This window comes from Mesorhizobium sp. KACC 23794, from assembly GCF_052180275.1.
Classification (GTDB): domain Bacteria; phylum Pseudomonadota; class Alphaproteobacteria; order Rhizobiales; family Rhizobiaceae; genus Kumtagia.
Window position 1 is genome coordinate 4,006,429 of the sequence record NZ_CP197465.1, and the last position, 16,572, is coordinate 4,023,000.

At 63.9% G+C, this 16,572-nt stretch carries 14 protein-coding genes; 3 read left to right on the top strand and 11 right to left on the bottom strand.

What is annotated here, in order from left to right:
- Positions 1–34 precede the first annotated feature (34 nt).
- Entirely contained in the window at positions 35–913 is an 879-nt protein-coding gene (locus ACSBOB_RS19660; protein WP_442577774.1) for a MurR/RpiR family transcriptional regulator, read from the bottom strand.
- A gap of 138 nt (positions 914–1,051) precedes the next feature.
- Here ACSBOB_RS19660 and ACSBOB_RS19665 point away from each other — a divergent pair, with 138 nt between their 5' ends.
- Positions 1,052–2,161: a Gfo/Idh/MocA family protein gene (locus tag ACSBOB_RS19665; RefSeq protein ID WP_442577775.1), complete on the top strand. Its 1,110-nt coding sequence runs from the start codon at positions 1,052–1,054 to the stop codon at positions 2,159–2,161.
- Between the two features lie 6 nt (positions 2,162–2,167).
- Here the strand turns inward: ACSBOB_RS19665 and ACSBOB_RS19670 are convergent, their stop codons facing one another.
- From ACSBOB_RS19670 to ACSBOB_RS19705, 8 genes are all read right to left on the bottom strand, one after another.
- On the bottom strand, positions 2,168–2,956 hold the full coding sequence (locus tag ACSBOB_RS19670; RefSeq protein WP_442577776.1) for an SDR family oxidoreductase: 789 nt from the start codon (positions 2,954–2,956) through the stop codon (positions 2,168–2,170).
- An 88-nt stretch (positions 2,957–3,044) separates the two neighbouring features.
- On the bottom strand, positions 3,045–4,034 hold the full coding sequence (gene iolG, locus ACSBOB_RS19675; RefSeq protein ID WP_442577777.1) for an inositol 2-dehydrogenase: 990 nt from the start codon (positions 4,032–4,034) through the stop codon (positions 3,045–3,047).
- A 115-nt stretch (positions 4,035–4,149) separates the two neighbouring features.
- Positions 4,150–5,178: an ABC transporter permease gene (locus ACSBOB_RS19680; RefSeq protein ID WP_442583773.1), complete on the bottom strand. Its 1,029-nt coding sequence runs from the start codon at positions 5,176–5,178 to the stop codon at positions 4,150–4,152.
- A gap of 48 nt (positions 5,179–5,226) precedes the next feature.
- A complete protein-coding gene (locus ACSBOB_RS19685) occupies positions 5,227–6,759 on the bottom strand; it encodes a sugar ABC transporter ATP-binding protein (RefSeq protein ID WP_442577778.1) in 1,533 nt (510 codons plus the stop codon).
- 103 nt (positions 6,760–6,862) lie between these two features.
- Entirely contained in the window at positions 6,863–7,801 is a 939-nt protein-coding gene (locus tag ACSBOB_RS19690; protein ID WP_442577779.1) for a substrate-binding domain-containing protein, read from the bottom strand.
- A gap of 393 nt (positions 7,802–8,194) precedes the next feature.
- Positions 8,195–8,887, bottom strand: a complete 693-nt coding sequence (gene hdaA / locus ACSBOB_RS19695) for a DnaA regulatory inactivator HdaA (protein ID WP_442577780.1) — start codon at positions 8,885–8,887, stop codon at positions 8,195–8,197.
- A gap of 60 nt (positions 8,888–8,947) precedes the next feature.
- Positions 8,948–10,135 (bottom strand): AI-2E family transporter, encoded by a 1,188-nt coding sequence (locus ACSBOB_RS19700; protein WP_442577781.1) that lies wholly within the window; start codon positions 10,133–10,135, stop codon positions 8,948–8,950.
- Entirely contained in the window at positions 10,107–10,664 is a 558-nt protein-coding gene (locus tag ACSBOB_RS19705; protein WP_442583774.1) for a CDP-alcohol phosphatidyltransferase family protein, read from the bottom strand. The genes ACSBOB_RS19700 and ACSBOB_RS19705 overlap by 29 nt, the downstream gene beginning before the upstream one ends.
- A gap of 848 nt (positions 10,665–11,512) precedes the next feature.
- Between ACSBOB_RS19705 and purM the strand changes: the two genes are divergently transcribed.
- Both purM and purN read left to right on the top strand, forming a co-directional pair.
- Positions 11,513–12,577: a phosphoribosylformylglycinamidine cyclo-ligase gene (purM, locus tag ACSBOB_RS19710; RefSeq protein WP_442577782.1), complete on the top strand. Its 1,065-nt coding sequence runs from the start codon at positions 11,513–11,515 to the stop codon at positions 12,575–12,577.
- Positions 12,574–13,287: a phosphoribosylglycinamide formyltransferase gene (purN, locus tag ACSBOB_RS19715; RefSeq protein WP_442577783.1), complete on the top strand. Its 714-nt coding sequence runs from the start codon at positions 12,574–12,576 to the stop codon at positions 13,285–13,287. Before purM ends, purN begins: the two co-directional genes overlap by 4 nt.
- Positions 13,288–13,332: 45 nt before the next feature.
- Here the strand turns inward: purN and ACSBOB_RS19720 are convergent, their stop codons facing one another.
- Together ACSBOB_RS19720 and ACSBOB_RS19725 are read right to left on the bottom strand one after the other, a co-directional pair.
- A complete protein-coding gene (locus ACSBOB_RS19720; RefSeq protein ID WP_442577784.1) occupies positions 13,333–14,268 on the bottom strand; it encodes a metallophosphoesterase in 936 nt (311 codons plus the stop codon).
- An 89-nt stretch (positions 14,269–14,357) separates the two neighbouring features.
- The gene (locus ACSBOB_RS19725) at positions 14,358–16,478 is read right to left on the bottom strand and encodes a molybdopterin-containing oxidoreductase family protein (protein WP_442577785.1); all 2,121 of its coding nucleotides are present in this window, start codon (positions 16,476–16,478) and stop codon (positions 14,358–14,360) included.
- Positions 16,479–16,572: the final 94 nt, after the last annotated feature.

Sequence of the window (16,572 nt, forward strand, 5' to 3'; positions counted from 1 at the left end):
TTCTATGTATTAGTCAATATGGAATATTCATTCCCTATTGAGGACTGCCTTTCTTTCCGCGCCGCGACAGCGACCGCCGCTTCTCCGCCACCCCGACAGACAGCGCCATGGAAAGGGCCATGGTCGCGGAGAGCGAGCGGAATCCTCCGTAATCGGCCTCGGCAACTTCGAACCAGACGTCGGCGAACTGCGCCAGCGGCGAGAAGGCGCTGTCGGTTATGGCGACCATCGGCACGCCCTGTTCCGACAGCAGCCGCGCTTCCTCGATCGTCGCCGGCGCATAGGGCGAAAAGCTGATCGCCAGCGCCGCATCGCGCACGGTCGCGAAGGAAATCACCTCGGGATTGAGGCCGGACGGCGATTCGACGATCTGGCTGCGGACCTTCAGCTTGCCCAGCGCGTAGGCGATGTAGCTGGCCACCGGATAGGAGCGGCGGCGCGCCAGGATGTAGATGGTCTCGGCGTCGGCCAGCATGGCGATGGCATTGTCCAGCACCGTCTGGTCGAGCGTACGCGCCATCGTGGCGAGCGAGCTTTCCGACGCGCTGAGGAATCCGTCCAGTATGGTGCGGCTGCCGGCGCCCTTGCTGCCCTCGGCGCGCAGGCCGCTCAGCCGCTCCTCGTAGGACGAATTGCGCTCGCGCAACCTTTCGCGGAACACCGATTGCAGGCTGGTGAAGCCGGCGAAGCCCAGATGCTGGGCAAAGCGGATGAGCGTCGAGGGCTGCACACCCGCCGATGCGGCGATGCTGGCCGCCGTGCCGAAGGCGATTTCGTCGGGATTGTCGAGCGAATAGGCGGCAACCTGGGCGATGCGCTTCGGCAGCGACTGCCGGCGTTCGAGGATCAGCGCGCGCAACGTGTCGTAGTCGCGCGGCGCCTCCTCCTCGACCGTCTGCTCCACATCGCTCATGCGCCTGCTTTCTCCAGATGGTGCCGCCATGGCACGCTTTGCACAATAAAATGAAGCAGCCGTTCCATTTCAATCAAAAATCGACTAATTCGTACAAAATCGCCGTTGGGGCCGGCAAACAAGGTTGGAGAACAAGGAATGATTGGCGTCGGACTGATCGGCACGGGCTTCATGGGCAAATGCCACGCGCTGGCGTGGAATTCGGTCGGCACCGTATTCGGTGACGTGCCGGAAATAAAGCTCGTCCATCTCGGCGAGGCAAATGATGAGCTGGCTAAAAAGAAGGGCCGCGAGTTCGGATTTGCAAAAGCGTCGGGCGACTGGCGCTCCGTGGTGAACGATCCCGAGGTCGACATCGTATCGGTCACCTCGCCCAACCAGTTCCATCCGGACATGGCGATCGCCGCGCTGAAGGCCGGCAAGCATGTCTGGTGCGAAAAGCCGATGGCGCCTGCCTTCGCCGAATCCGAAGCCATGACGCAGGCAGCGCGCGAGGCCGGCAAGGTCGCCGTGCTCGGCTACAACTACATCCAGAGCCCGGCCTTCCGGCACATCCGGCAGTTGCTCGACGAAAAGATCATCGGCGACGTCAACCTCGTCCGCATCGAGATGGACGAGGATTTCATGGCCGATCCGGAAGCCCTGTTCTTCTGGAAGCACGAGGCGGCGTCGGGATACGGCGCGCTCGACGATTTCGCCGTGCATCCGCTGTCGCTGGTCTCAAAACTGTTCGGACGCGTGTCGCGCGTCATGTGCGACATGACCAAACCCTATGCCGACCGCGCCGTCGCCGGAGGCGGACGCCGCGCCGTCGAGACCTACGACATCGCCAGCGTGCTGATGCGACTGGAAAACGGCATCGCCGGCACGCTGCTGGTCAACCGCTCGGCCTGGGGCCGCAAGGGGCGCATTGCCGTGCAAATCTTCGGGTCGAAGGGTTCGATCGTTTTCGACCAGGAACGCTTCAACGAACTCCAGCTCTATGTGACCTCCGACCGGGCCACCGAGCAGGGCTATCGCACCATCCTGATCGCGCCGCACCACAAGCCCTACGACCGCTTCATTCCCGCGCCCGGCCACGGACTCGGCTTCAACGACCTCAAGATCATCGAATGCCGCGAACTGATCTCGAAGCTGGAAGGCAAGCCGGCACATATCGTCGATTTTGACGAGGGACTGGAGATCGAGCGGACCGTGCATGCGATGGCGCGGTCGTTCGAACTGTCCTCGTGGGTGGAGGTGCGGTGAACCGCGTTACTCCCCCACAACCCCCGCGACATTCTGGTCGTAATCCACCAGCGAGCCGGTCATTATGCCGGACTGCGGGCTGATCATGTAGGCGATCAAGCCGGCAAGCTGGTCGGGCTTGGCAAGCTGCCCCATCGGCGTTCCGGCTTCCGCTTTCTCCAGCCAGTCGGCCGGCGCGTCGTGCCATTTCTGCTGGACAATGGCCTCGCCGGGCGTGTCCATCCAGCCCGGCAGCACCGCGTTCACGCGGATGCGGTTCTTGCGATAAGCGTTGGCGGCGTTCTTGGTGAGCACCGCCAGCGCACCCTTGCTCGACGAATAGGGTGCCAGGAACGACTGGCCGGCATGCGCCGACATCGACAGCACGTTGACGATCGAGCCCGGCTTCTCGGCTTCCAGCAGATGGCGCACCAACCTCTGCATCAGGAAGAACGGCCCGCGCACATTGGTGTGGAAAATCTGGTCGAAGAGTTCGGGCGTCGTATCGATCAGCGAGCCCCGCGCCGAGGTAGCGGCGGCGTTGACCAGCGCGTTGAGGCTGCCGAAATGCCCGAGCGCTTCCGCCACGACATGGCCGCTGGCGGCGGCGTCCGACAGGTCGGCGCTGATGAAGACCGCGTCGGCGCCCTTTTTCTTCAGCGCCTCGACCGCCACCTTGCCCTTTTCCTTCGAACGCCCGACCAGCGCCACGGCCCGGCACCCCTCGTCCACCAGCCGATTCGCCACGGCGAAGCCGACCCCTTGCGCACCGCCCGTCACGATGGCGCGTGTGCCGCTGTTGCGTCCCTCATCCATATCGATCTCTCCCATCAAATAGCGAAACCGCCCTGCCCTCATGCGGCAGGCGCGGCTTGTCGAACCTTCTTGCCTAATCCGCCAGCCTTCAGAGCTGGACGGCCTTGCCTTCTTTTGCCGACTTCAGCGCCGCATCGGCGAGTTTCAGCGCCAGCAGCCCATCCTGGCCGCTCGGCGAGGCCGCCTTGCCCTTGCTTGCTGCCTCGATGAAGCTTGCGATCTCGATGGCGTAGGCGTCGATATAGCGGGTCATGAAGAAGTCGTGCAGGGGCGGCCTCGTATAGCCCTTGCCGTTGGCGAGTTCGATCGACACCGGCCGCTGGTTCTCCGCCGCGACCATGCCCTCCGAGCCATGCACCTCGATGCGCTGGTCGTAGCCATAGGTGGCGCGGCGCGAATTGGTGATGACGCATTGCTTTCCGCTGGCGGTCGTCAGGATGACGCTGACGCTGTCGAAATCGCCGGCCTCGCCGATCTCCTTGTCGACAAGAACCGAGGCAGTCGCCAACACCTTCACAGGCTCCTCGCCGAGCAGGAAACGCGCCATGTCGAAATCGTGGATGGTCATATCGCGAAAGATGCCACCGGAACGGCCGATGTAGTCCAACGGCGGCGGGCCGGGATCGCGCGAGGTGATGACCACCTGCTCGACCTTGCCGATAGCGCCGTCGTCGATCGCCTTGCGAACCGCGGCGAAATGCGGATCGAAGCGCCGGTTGAAACCGACCATCAGCGTCGCGCCGGTCTTCTCCACCACGGCCAGGCACTGCTCTACCCGTACAACGTCGAGATGGATCGGCTTCTCGCAGAAGATCGCCTTGCCGGCCCTGGCGAAACGCTCGATCAGGTCGGCATGGGTGTCGGTCGGCGTGCAGATCACCACGGCGTCGATGTCGTCCGCCTTCTCCATCTCGTCGATGCTGCGGATCGCGCAGCCATAGGCGTCGGCGATGTCCTTCGCCGCTTTCTCGACGGCGTCGGCGACGGCCACCAGTTCGGCGGACGGATTGGAGCCGATGGCCCTTGCGTGGACTTTTCCGATACGGCCGGCGCCGAGCAAGCCAAAACGAACTGTCATCTTCGATCCTCGTTGCAGTTGAGTCCGGATGGTCCGGACGATGATTGTAAACCTCTGGCCCCGTCGCCCTGCCCGTCATTTGCCGAGCAGGGATGGCCAAGCCATAGGACCGGCGTCAAGCCTTCTTGCGCCTGTTCTGGCGCTGCTGGTCGATGATAACAGCCGCCACGATGATCAGGCCCTTGACGATCTCCTGATAGTAGGCGCCGACCTTCAGGAAGGTGAAACCGGAAGTCATGACCCCGAGGATGATCGTGCCGATCACCGTGCCGGAGATGCGGCCGACGCCGCCCGACAGCGAGGTGCCGCCGATCACCGCCGCGGCGATGGCGTCCAGCTCATAGGCGATGCCCATGTTCGGTTGGCCGGATTGCGCGCGCGCCGCGGTGACGACGCCCGCCAGCCCCGAGAGCAGGCCGGCGATCGCGTAGACCTTGATCAGATGGTTGCCGATGTTGATGCCGGACACCCGCGCCGCCTGCGGGTTGGCGCCGATCGCGTAGGTGAATTTCCCGTACCGGGTATAGCCGAGCGCGATGTGGAAGATGATGGCCACCAGCAGGAAGATGATCACCGGCAGCGGCAGCGGGAAGCCGCCAATGTCGAAACTCTTGCCCAGCCAGGTGAAACTGTCGTTGAGAAGCGCCACCGGCTGGCCGTTCGTGTACCATTTGGCGAGGCCGCGCGCCGAGACCATCATTCCCAGTGTGGCTATGAACGGTGGAATACCGCTCATCGCTATGATGACGCCGTTTGTCGCGCCCGCCGCCAGACCAACGGCGAGGCCGGCGAGAACCGGCCAGATGGGCAGGATGTCAGTCAGCGCCGGATAGACGGCGCGCGCATTGGTGGAGGTCTGCGCCAGGGATGCCGCCACCATCGCCACCAGGCCGACGATCGATCCCGACGACAGGTCGACGCCGCTGGTGATGATCACCTGGGTGACCCCGACGGCGATGATGCCGATCACCGACACCTGCAGGATGATGATCGACAGCCGCTGCTTGTTGGCAAGAAAACTGTCTCCGACGATGATCCAGCCGAGGATCTCGAAGACCAGCGCGATGCCGATCAGCACGCCCAGGATCGATATCTCGGGCGGCAGGCGTTTCTTGCTTCCGATCCTGCTGACCTGTGCCGTCATCTCGCTTGTCGACATGATGCTTCCACCTTTGCAGCGTCTTGGGCGCCGTCAGTGCGACGCCAGTTCCATGATCTTCACCTGATTGGCTTCGTCGCGGTTCAGGAAACCGGTCACCCGCCCCTCATGGATCACCATGATGCGGTCGCTCATCCCCAGCACTTCCGGCATCTCCGACGAGATCATGATGACCGCCACCCCCTCGCCAGCCAGTCTCGAGATCAGCCGGTGGATTTCCGCCTTGGCCCCAACGTCGATGCCGCGCGTCGGCTCGTCGAGGATCAGGATCTTCGGCCTGGTCAGCAGCCAGCGGCCGATCAGCACCTTCTGCTGGTTGCCGCCCGACAGGTTGATGATCGGCTCGGACATGTCAGGCGTCTTGACGCGCAGCGCGTCGCTCATCGCCAGCGAATCGCGGCTTAGCCGCTTCTGCTGCACAAAGCCGTTCTTCACATAGCCCGACTGCAGCACGGCGATCTGCGTGTTTTGCTGGATGTCGAGCAGCAGGAAGCAGCCCGTATCCTTGCGGTCCTCCGTAAGGAACGCCATGCCGTGGCTCATCGCGGTCGCCGGACTGTCGACCTTGACCTCCCTGCCGAACAGTTCGATCGTGCCGCTGCTGGCCGGCGTCACGCCGAAGATCGCTTCCGCGATGTTGGAGCGCCCGGAGCCGACCAGCCCGGCGATGCCGAGGATTTCGCCGGACCGCACCTCGAAGGAAACGTCGTGGAATATGCGGTTGAGGCACAGATCCTTGACCGACAGCACCACCTCGCCGATCGGCACGGTCTCCTTCGGGAACATCTGCGTGATCTCGCGGCCGACCATCATGCGGATGATCTCGTCGCGCGTCACCGCGCTCGAAGCCTTGGTGGCGATGTACTTGCCGTCGCGGAATACGGAAACCTCGTCGGCGATCTCGAACAGCTCGTTCATCTTGTGGGTGATGTAGATGATGCCTTTGCCTTCGGCCTTCAGGCTGCGGATGATCGTGAACAGATGATCGACCTCGCGCTCGGTCAGCGCCGAGGTCGGCTCGTCCATGATCAGCACGTCGGATTCGTAGGAGACCGCCTTGGCGATCTCGACCATCTGCCTGTTGGCGACGCTCAATGTGCCGACCTTCACGTCGGGGTCGATGTGGATATTCAGCCTTTTGAACAGGTCGGCGGTCTTGCGGTGCATCTCGCCATGGTCGATGAACCCCAGCCGCGTCTTCGGCTCGCGGCGGATCCAGATATTCTCCGCCACCGTCATCGGCGCCATCAGGTTCAGTTCCTGATGGATCATGGCGATCCCGTGCTCCAGCGCGTCGAGCGGCCCCTTCAGCCGTATCTCCTCGCCGCGCAGGCGGAAATTGCCGGAGTCGGGCGTATAGATGCCGGCGACGATCTTCATCAGCGTCGACTTGCCGGCGCCGTTCTCACCCATCAGCGCATGCACGCTGCCGCGCCGCAGCCGAAGTTGGACATTGTCGAGCGCCAGCACGCCCGGAAACTCCTTGCGCACATTGTCGACTTCGAGGATGTAGCCGGCATCCGGCGGAGGCGCGGCCACAGGGGCCATAGTCGCAGGGCTATGCATGCCGCTCAGTCCTCCCAGACCCGGTTCACAAGCCGCTTCGCTGCTTTTATCACGAGAGGAAGCGCCGCCGCCATTCGGCGGCGCTCCAAACACTGTCCGACGATCAGTTCTTGGCGGTGTACTGGTCCATGTTGGCCGGGGTCACGAGTTCGAACGGCACCCAGACCGGAGACGTCACCGCTTCGCCCTTGGCGAGCTTCATCGCCGTCTCCACCGCGCCACCGCCCTGTGCGGCCGCGTTCTGGAACACGGTCACGTCGAGATCGCCGGCTTTCATGTAGGCGAGCGCTTCCTGCGTGGCGTCGACACCGGCGACGATCACGTCCTTCATGTCCCATCCCGCCGCCTTCATGGCGTTGACTGCGCCGATGGCCATGTTGTCGTTGTTGGAGATCACGGCATCCGGCTTGTGGCCAGCGGCGATCCAGTTGGTCATCAGGTCCTGCGCCTTGACCGGATCCCAGCCGGCGGTCTGTTCGTCGATGACGTTGAGTTTTACGCCGCACTCGCTGCCGGCGTTGACGTCGTGGATGTCCTTGGTGCGCTGCACGGCGGCCTGGTTGGCGAGGTCGCCGACCATGATAAGGATGCCGGCCTCGGTCTTGCCGGCTTCCTTGAGGATGCGGCAGACTTCCTTGGTCTCGAGCGTGCCGGAATCGACCTCGTTGGAGCCGACGAAGGCTCCCTTGGCGCCCAGCGCCTCGACGTCGATCGGCTGGCGGTTGACGTAGACGATCGGGATGCCGGCGTCATTGGCGAGCTTGGTCATCGGCGCGGTGGCCGAAGTGTCGACAGGGTTCACGATCACCGCGTCGACCTTGGCGGCGATGAAGTTCTGCACCTGCGACAGTTGCTTGTTCACGTCGTCGTCGGCGATCTCGATCTGCACCGGCTGGCTGGCGTCGCCGGCCGACTTCTCGATGCCCTTGCGCAGCACCGTCAGGAAGGTGTCGGAATTCGCCATCGACACGCCGATGTCGCCGGCGAAGGCCGAACCCGACATGAGCGCTGCGATCGCGGCGCCCAGAAGCAGCTTTTTCATTGTGGTCTCCTCCACGAAAAGGGTGTCCGGAGCACCCTGTTGCTACCCGGAAGCCCCGGCGGTGCCGGAGGCTCGTTTCACTCGCCGAACCGCGGACGCGGTTGGTTCCAACGCTTCGGGCTCCTCCCGACATTCCAACAATTTCGGAACGTTCACGCCGTACAATACAATTTTGAAATATTTATTCCAAAATTTGGCTGCGCGTCAAGGGCGATTATGCGGTTGGCAGACGCCGGAGCCAAACGCCCCGCTTCGAGCGGTCGGGTTGTTTCCGGGACAAAGCTGAAATGACTTGTTGGCGCGCGGTGGCGCTGCCGCGCCGCAGCCATCATGCTCGGAAAATGCTCGCAAGCTGGAGTTCGCCATCCGGCGACGGGGCTTGGTATACGGCCGTTAAAATTCGACGCGCTTCTGCTCGATCTCGGCCGTCAGTTCGGCGGCCATGGCCCGCGTGATCCTCGACTTGCGCTCCAGCGCGGTGCGGTCGAGCCGGCCGACGACATCGATCGCCGCCGAAAGCGAGCGCTCGATCCGCCGGACCAGGAACTGTATGACATTCGCCTCGACCTCCACCTGCCGGTCGGCGAAGAGTTTTGTGATGACGCCTGCCAGCAGCAGATCGTCCGGTTCATGGATCTCCACGGTCGTCGCCGCCTTCAGCCGCGAGGCGAGATCGGGCAGCGTCACGCCCCATGCCGACGGGAAACGCCGCGCAGTAAGCAGCGTATGCCCGCCTCCGGCGCGCACTGTGTTGATGAGATGGAAGAGCCCGGTCTGGTCGAGCTGCGGCGAATCCGCGTCCTCGACAAGGATTTCGACCCCGGACAAACCGGGGGTCGCGGTGGCGATGTCGGAGGCCATCAGCACGGGCGCATGGGCGCGTTCCCGCCAGATGGAAGCCAGATGCGACTTGCCCGAGCCCGGCGGGCCGGCGAGGATCACCACCGGCGACGGCCAGTCCGGCCAGCGCTCGATGAGCGCGACTGCGTCCCGGTTGGCGGCGGAAACGACGAGGTCGTCGCGGGAAAGGCCCGGGGCATGGCCGAGGTCGAGCGGCAGTTGCCGGGGAACATCCGAGGCAGGCATGGTTTCAGGCCCCTGCCGGGGCGCGTCGATCGCGGCTCGGGAGACGTGTTGCCGGCAAGGTCAATCCACCTTGGCGATCACGTCGATGGTCTGCCGCTCCACCGCAGCATCCGCGTCCTGCGAATGGCCGACATAGAGCGGCGAAGCGAGATAACGCGAGATGGCGAAGCGCACCAGAACGGCAATCGCCGCGGCGGCCGGCACCGCGATCAGCAGCCCGACGAAGCCGAACAGCGCACCGAAGGCGAACAGGGCGAACATCAGCCAGACAGGGTGCAGTCCGACGCTTTTTCCCACCAGCCTCGGCTGCAAGATGTTGCCCTCGATGAACTGGCCGGTGAAGAACACGCAGGCGACAGCGACGACCATGAGCCAGTCCGGCCAGAACTGCACGAACGCGACGCCGATTGCGAGAACCAGGCCGACCAGCGATCCCACATAGGGGATAAAACTGATCAGGCCCGCAAAAAGTCCGATCAGGATGCCGAAATTCAGTCCGGTGATCGTCAGGCCGGCGGCATAAATGATGCCCAGCACAAGGCACAGCGTGCCCTGCCCGCGAACGAAGCCGGCCGTCGCGACGTTGATGTCGGCTGCGATCTGGCGGACCGTATGGACGTGGTCGCGGGGAACCCAGCCGTCCACCTTGGCGATCATGCGATCCCAGTCGAGCAGCATGTAGAACGCCACGACCGGCGTCACGATGAACAGGCTGGCGACGCTGAAAAGGGCTACACCCGAACTCCAGATCGAGGTGAAGATAGCCGTCACGAAACCGACGCCGGAAGACAGCAGCGAGTTCAGCCCGTCGCGCAGGTCGGTCGCGTTGACGCCGAATCGCTTCTCGATCCACTGCGGATCGAAGCTGGTGATCAGCGCCTGAAGGTGGCTGAGATATTCCGGCAGCTTGGCGATGAAATCCGACAGTTGCTTCGCCAGCAGCGGAATCAGGATGACCAATCCGATCGCCAGCACGACGATGAAGGTGAAAAGGATCAGGATCGTCGCCATGAGGCGCGACAGGCCGAACCGCTGCAGCCGGTCGGCGACCGGGTCGAGGAAATAGGCAAGCACCATGCCCGCCACGAAGGGCAGCAGTATCTCGCTGAACAGATAGAGGAAGAAGGCGACAAAAAGCGCGGCAATCAGCCAGAACCGCGCTTGGCGGCGGAACGCTGCGCCGGGCGTCTCTCCACCCGGCATTTCTGCGATGGTGACCTCAGCGGTGCGCAGTCTTGCTTTCGCCATAACCGTTCATGTGCCTCAGCCAGGAGACGAGATAGGCCGCGGCGGAAGCGATGGTCAAGAGCCCGCAGAGATAGACGAGAGCGTCAGTGAACCAGCCGAAGTCGGTGCTGAAGGCCAGTTCCCCCAGAATGGATATGGCCAGAACGATCTGGAAGGTGGTGTTGACCTTGGACACCATCAGCGGCTTCATCTCGACCGGCCGCGCCATCACCGACGACAAAAGCACGGCGGTGACGATCAGCGCATCGCGCGTCACGGCGGCGATCACCAGCCACAGCGGCAGGTTGCCCATGATGCCGAGCACGATGAAGACGCTGACCAGCAGCAGCTTGTCCGCCATCGGGTCGAGATAGGCGCCGAGTTCGGTCCGTTGGTCGAAATGCCGCGCGATGAAGCCATCGACGCCATCGGAAACGCCGGCGACGACGAAACCGGCAAGCGCCCAGTCCATGCGGCCGGACAGCAGCGCGTAGACCACACCCGGCACCAGCAGGAAACGCATGATCGTGATCAGATTGGGGACGGTCAGCGCCATTTCCTCCGGGCGTGTTCTTGTAGTGCGATAGATGGTCGAGGCCGGCGCGCACCGCAAGGCCGGTTGTGCCACCGATGCGCGGCTGACGGGCGCCTCCGTTCGCCGGCCGGGATTCCGGCGATACCGGAAGAGGCGATCCGGCCGCGCTAAAAAGGGGAATGGAATTTCACCGCCGCCGCGAAATTTTCCCGGCCGGAAGGTGGGCGGAGCCGCCAAGCCCTTGTTTCCGTTTGGATCGCCGATCGGCAGCCCGCCCGCAATATGCCGGTGGACACGATTTTTGTCCCCCTCTCCAAAACCTGCCCCATACTCGCCTGCAGTTCCTCCCACGGGAACGCCGGTCATGACGGTGATTTGCGGGGAGGGACCGGCGTCCTGGAGAGAGCGGCTAACGTGGCCGCGAAGGCCGGGGGCTGTCCCAAGAGTTCCCACATACACAACCTGGAGTATGTCTGCCAGTACGAAACGACATCGCAGGTGCAAGCCGTAAGGCGATGGTTTACGTAGCGGAACGGGATGGCAAAAGCATGCGCCGGACGGGCGGCCGCAAGGTCGCATGTTTATACCTAGATTGGCGATCGAACGGCCGCCCGTCTTCCCGACTCCTCAATGGCCAGGGCGATTTTTCGCAGCGTGGCGGCGGGGAAGGTTGCATGCGGGGGACAGTTTCCTTTTATCCCCGGAAGGGCTCGGCGCGGGACGGGTTGGTACAAGGGGATAAACGGAAACTGTCGCCGGTGCCTTTCCCCAACAGGCGCCGGTCGCATCGGCTCCTCCGTCGCGCTCTTCTTGCAGGCCGGGTAGGATCATGCGAAGAGCCGCCTATGCAAGGGAACGAAGCGATGAGCGGGCAGAAGAACGGGCTCACCTATGCGCAGGCGGGCGTCGACATCGACGCCGGCAACCAGATGGTGGAGCGCATCAAGCCGCTGGTGCGCGCGACGCGACGCGCCGGCGCCGATGGAGAAATCGGCGGCTTTGGCGGTCTGTTCGACCTGAAGGCCGCCGGCTTCTCCGACCCCGTGCTGGTCGCCGCCAATGACGGCGTCGGCACCAAACTCAAGATCGCCATCGATTCGGGCCGGCACGGCACGATCGGCATCGACCTCGTCGCCATGTGCGTCAACGACATCGTCGTGCAGGGGGCCGAGCCGCTGTTCTTCCTCGACTATTTCGCAACGGGAAAACTCGATCCCGAGCAGGGCGTGGCGATCGTCGGCGGCATCGCCGACGGCTGTCGCATGGCCGGTTGCGCGCTGATCGGCGGCGAGACCGCCGAAATGCCGGGCATGTATCATGGCAACGACTACGACCTCGCCGGCTTTGCCGTGGGCGCGGCCGAGCGCGGACAGTTGCTGCCGACCGACGACATCGTCGAGGGCGACGTCATCCTCGGCCTCGCCTCGTCAGGCCTGCATTCCAACGGCTTCTCGCTGACGCGAAAAATCGTCGAACTGTCCGGCCTCGGCTGGGACGATCCCGCCCCCTTTGCCGACGGATTGACGCTTGGCGAAGCGCTGCTGGAGCCGACCCGCATCTATGTGAAGCCGCTGCTCAAGGCGATCCGCGGCACCCACGGCATCAAGGCGCTGGCGCACATCACCGGCGGCGGCTTTCCGGACAACATTCCGCGCGTGCTGCCGAAAGACTTTTCCGCAGAACTCGACCTCGAGGCGATCGACGTACCCCCCGTCTTCGCCTGGCTTGCCAAGACCGGCGGCGTGACCCCGGAAGAAATGATGCGCACCTTCAATTGCGGCATCGGCATGATCGCGGTGGTGGCCGCCGGCCAGGCCGCGCAGGTCGCCGCCGTCCTGCAGGAGGCCGGCGAGACGGTGACGCCCATCGGCCGCATCGTACCCCGCCGCGACGCAGGCGTGATCTATCGCGGGAGGCTTGCCCTATGATCGCCGCCAGGAAGCGCGTTTCGATCCTGATTTCCGGGCGCGGCTCCAACATGGCCGCGCTGATCACCGCGGCGAAGGAGCAGGATTTCCCTGCCGAGATCGTCGGCGTCATCTCCGACAAGCCGGATGCGCCCGGCCTGGCCTATGCCGACGCCGCCGGCATCGTGACGAAAGTGCTTCCCCGGTCCGACTTCGACAGCAAGGATGCGCACGACCAGGCGATCGACGCCACGCTGCATGTGTTCGGCACCGAGATCGTCTGTCTCGCCGGCTACATGCGGCTGCTGACGGACACGTTCGTCGCCGAATGGCGCGGACGGATGATCAACATCCACCCTGCCCTGCTGCCGCTGTTCAAGGGCCTCGACACCCACAGGCGCGCGCTCGACGCCGGCGTACGCATTCATGGCTGCACCGTGCATTTCGTTACGCCGCAGATGGATGACGGCCCGATCATCGCGCAGGCGGCGGTCCCTGTGCTGGTCGGCGACACCGAGGACAAGCTCGCGGCGCGGGTGTTGAAAGCCGAGCACCGGCTCTATCCGCTGGCGCTCAGGCTCGTCGCCGAAGGCAAGGTCCGCATGGAGGGCAACGCGGTCGCCTACTCAGGGTTCGAGGACGCCAACGCCAACCGCTCCGGCACTGTCTTCGCACCCGAACCCCTGCTCGTCGAATACGACCTCGAACGTCTGGCGCGCGTCACGCCGTAAGATCGAAGGGCGCGCATTTTGCGCGCGCCCATTCCCGTTTCTGGATCACGCCGACTGGATGTTCAGCGTCCGGTTTCCCTCGCGGCCAAAACCGCGGATTTCGATACGCTCGTCATAGACCTCCACCACCGAATAGGCGGTCTCGGCCGGGGTATCGACCATGCCCTTGAAGTTGACGAAGTATTTTCCGCCGGTCTCGCCGAAATTGCCGGCGTGGTTGTGGCCGTTGAAATAGGCAACGACGTTCGGCGAGGCGGTCAGCAGTTCGACGATCCGCTCGGAATCCCACATGTTGTGCTCGTTGACGGGATAGACCGGATAGTGGCCCATGACGATGACCTTCTCGCCGGCCGCTGCCGCCGCCTTGATGGTCGTCTCCAGCCAGGCGAACTGCTCGTCGCTCAGCGAACCGTTCCACGACTGGGCATTGATGGCATTCCTGGCCTTCAGGTCGGCAAGACGCTGCGCGGCGATCTCGCGGCGCGGATCGTCCTTCGGCGGCGCGAACACGCTGACGTCGTTGCCGTCGATGACGATGAAGCGGTAACCGCCGCCGGCGAAGTCGTAATAAGCCTTCTGCATGCCGGCAGTGCGCACCACCGAGATCAGGTACTCGGCCGCGACGTCATAGTCGTGGTTGCCGAGCACGAAGAAGCGCTCGTGCTTCAGCTTGTCGTAAAGCGGCAGGATATGGGAGTAGCTTTCCCAGTGCCGGTCGATGATGTCGCCGAGCGTTGCGACGAAGCGCAGGTCTTCCTTGTTGAAGGCCGTGATCGCCTCGGAAAGTTTCCACAAGCTGTTGGCGTAATAGCGATTCGAATTCAGGTTCGGCACCACCGGTGCGTATTGCGGATCGGCGACGATGCCGAAGCTGAACAGCGGGCCGGACTGGGCCAGCGCGGCATTCACCGAAAAGCCGGCGAAGGGGGCGAGAAGCGAGGCGGCGGCGCTCGTCTTAAGGAGGTTGCGTCGTGTGATCATGGGTATGCTCCGGGTCAAGAACCTTGGGAGCCGCCCCGTAGCATCGCCGCTTAACGTGGCTGTGACGCCCGCCCGGAACTTTCCGAAAGTCAGGCCGCCCGCACCCACACCTTGTTGTCATGCACCGCCGCGCCGCCATAAGGCGCCGGCGCATCGGCGCCGGTCAGCACGTTTATGCCCTCGCCGCGCTCATGCGCGCTGTTCGGCCACACGCCCTCGGCGATGACCACGCCGCGCCGGACGCCGTCGAAGAGTTTTGCGTGCAGCACGACCTCGCCGCGCCGGTTGCCGACCTCGACGCGCGAACCCTCGTCGAGGCCAAGCGCCGTGGCGTCCTCAGGGTGGATCAGCAGTTGCGGCCGGATTTCCCTGGCGATGGACACCGGCGTCTCGGTGAAGCTGGAATTCAAGAAGTTGCGCGCCGGCGAGGTCGCCAGCCGGAAGGGATGCTCGTCGTCCGCCACCTCGATCAGGTCGACATGGTCCGGGAATTCCGGCAGGCGCTGGTGCGGGCCGAAGATGCCCATGCTTTTCGGGGGACGGTTGGAAGCCGCCTGCCCCGTCCAGTCCGGCCGAAACCGGTACTTGCCGTCGGCATGGCCGAAACCGGTGATGAAATGCGCCTGGTCGAATTCCGGCTGCAGATCGGCCCAGCGCTGTTCCTTGAAGGTGTCAAAGGTTCCAAGACCCTTCTTGTCCAGCATGATGTCGATGTGCTGGCGCTCGGTCATGCCGAAGCCGGGACGGTCGGCGACGCCGAGCCGCTTCGCCAGTTCCTCGATGACGAAATGGTTGGTGCGAGGCCCTTCCGGCGGGTCGATCAGCTTCGGGCCGAGCGTGATGTGCTGGTTGCCGCCGCCCTTGTAGATGTCGTCATGCTCCAGAAACATCGTTGCCGGCAGCACGATATCGGCGAGTTTCGCCGTATCGGTCATGAACTGCTCATGCACGCAGGTGAAAAGATCGTCGCGCAGAAAGCCCTGCTTCACCAGCCGCTGCTCGGGCGCGACATTGGCCGGATTGGTGTTCTGGATGAGCATCGCCGTCACTGGCGGCCCGCCGAACAGCGCGTCCGGCGCGCCGGTGAGAACCGGACCGATGCGCGACTGGTCGAGATGGCGGATGCCGGGATCGCGCAGCCGCACGCCTTCGACCAGTTCGGTGTTGAGCTTCAAGATGCCCGAATTGGAATGGAAAGCGCCGCCGCCCTCATACTGCCAGCAGCCGGTCACCGCCGCGACCGACAGCGCCGCATGCATGTTGACCGCACCGTTGCGCTGGCGCGAGAAGCCGTAGCCGAGGCGGAAGAATGTCCGCTTGGTCGTGCCGACGAGGCGGGCGAAAGCCTCGATCTCGGCGACGGAAAGGCCGGTGATGGCAGCGGCCCATTCCGGCGTCTTGTCGGCCAGATGCGCTTCAAAACCCTTCGGATCGTCGGTGTATTTTTCCAGATAATCGCGGTCGGCCATGCCTTCCCGGAACAGGATGTGCATGACCGCGCAGGCCAGCGACCCATCGGTGCCAGGCTTCAGCACCAGCCCCATGTCCGCCTGCTTCATCGTCGCGTTGTCGTAGATGTCGATGACGACGATCTTGGCGCCGCGCTCCTTGCGGGCGCGCACTGCGTGCGTCATCACATTGACCTGCGTGACCACCGCGTTGGTGCCCCAGATCACCACGCAATCCGACTTCGCCATCTCGCGCGGATCGGGTCCGGCCAGCTTCCCGGCGCCCATCATCCAGCCGGTCCAGGCGAGATTGGTGCAGATCGAGCCGAAAAATCCCGAATATTTCTTCGCGTGCCGCAGCCGATTGATGCCGTCGCGCTGCACCAGCCCCATCGTGCCGGCATAAAAATACGGCCACACCGTCTCGCTGCCGTATTTTTCTTCCGCCGCCATGAATTTTTCGGCGACCAGGTCCAGCGCGGCTTCCCAGCTCGATTCCTTCCAGCCGCCCTCCCCCTTGGCGCCGGCGCGCACAAGCGGCGTTTTGAGCCGGTCCGGATGGTGCACGCGATCGGCGTAACGCGCCACCTTGGCGCATACGATGCCGGCCGTGTAGGTGTTGGCCTTCGCACCGTGGATGCGGCCGATCGTGCGGTCGTCGAGCAACTCGACGTCGAGCGCACAGGTCGACGGACAGTCGTGCGGACAGGCCGAATGGCCGATGCGGAGTTTGGCTTGCGCGATGCTGGCGTGCTGGTTCATGGCTGGAACCTAGCGGGTTTTGCGGCACGGGTGTAGGGCCAGTTACGCCGTCAGGCTGAAATGGGCTGGCGAAGTTCACTTGGAATTTACTGGC